Annotated in this window: 2 protein-coding genes; both read left to right on the top strand. The window is 72.2% G+C overall.

The features are described from left to right. Positions 1-548, top strand: a 548-nt coding sequence (locus ACXN5W_RS30310) for a cellulose binding domain-containing protein (RefSeq protein ID WP_473161808.1), incomplete at its 5' end; no start/stop codon positions are given. A gap of 139 nt (positions 549-687) precedes the next feature. After that, the coding region (locus ACXN5W_RS30305; RefSeq protein WP_473161807.1) for a cellulose-binding domain-containing protein at positions 688-1,254 on the top strand (567 nt) is incomplete at its 3' end.

The following is a 1,254-nucleotide window of genomic DNA, read 5'->3' as shown; positions in this document are numbered from 1 at the left end:
CCGCCCTCACCACCGCCGACCTCATCGACGGAATCCACCCCACCGCCAACGGCTACGACAAAATGGCAGCCGTCTGGTACAACGCCCTACGCACCGTCCCCGGCAGCATCGACACCAGCGGCCCGTCCTCGCCGCCGCCGTCGTCCCCGCCGCCCAGCAGCCCGCCACCGTCCAGCCCGCCGCCCTCCAGCCCGCCCCCGTCCTCGCCACCGCCGTCCAGCCCGCCCCCGTCCTCGCCGCCGCCCACGGGTGGTTGCACGGCCACGTACACCCCGGCCGGGCAGTGGCCGGGCGGCTTCCAGGGCACGGTGACGGTCACCGCCGGCGGTTCCGCCATCTCGGCCTGGACCGTGACCTGGCAGTGGGCCAACGGCCAGACCATCAGCCAGTCCTGGAGTGCCACCATCACCCAGTCCGGCAGCTCCGTCACGGCCCGCAACGTCAGCTACAACGGCAGTTTGGGCGCCGGGGCCAGCGCCCAGTTCGGCTTCCTCGGCAGCGTCAACGGCACCAACACCGCCCCGACGCTGACCTGCACCGCGACCTGATCAGTTCGGGCCGCGTCCGGTCCGGTCGCGGGTCCGCCAGGGCTCGCGGCCGGACCGGACGCGGCCGGCTCGCCCCCAACGGTCACCACCCATCGGAGGCGGTGGTCCGTCGTCAACCCGCACGTTGTTTGGAGGAACCGTGCAACGCACCCGACGACTATGGCTGGCAGGCACGCTGGCCGTCGCGCTCAGCGCCGCCGGAGCCGCGTTCGCCACGTCCGCCCAGGCCGCGACCGGATGCCGTGTGTCATACACGGTCACCAGTTCGTGGCAGGGCGGCTTCGGCGCGAACGTGGACATCACCAACCTCGGTGACCCGATCAGCAGCTGGACCCTCACCTGGTCCTACGGCGCCGGGCAGACCATCACCCAGGCGTGGAACGCGACAGTCACCCAGAGCGGTGCCCAGGTGACCGCGAAGAACGTCAGCTACAACGGCGGCATCGGAACCGGCGGCACCCAGTCGTTCGGTTTCAACGGCTCGTGGACCAGCGGAAACCCGGTGCCCACCGACTTCGCCCTCAACGGCACGGTCTGCAACGGTCCCGTCACGCCCACGTCGGCGCCGCCGACCTCGACGCCGCCGACGTCTGCTCCGCCGACGTCCGCTCCGCCGACGAGTGCGCCGCCGACGTCCGAGCCTCCGACGTCCGCGCCGCCGACGGATGGACCGTGGCCGCCGTCGTCGACCTACAGCAACCCGATC

The sequence above is a fragment of the Plantactinospora sp. A48 genome (assembly GCF_055793945.1).
The sequence above is the reverse complement of the archived record's forward strand: the minus strand, read 5'-3'. Positions and strand labels throughout refer to the sequence as shown.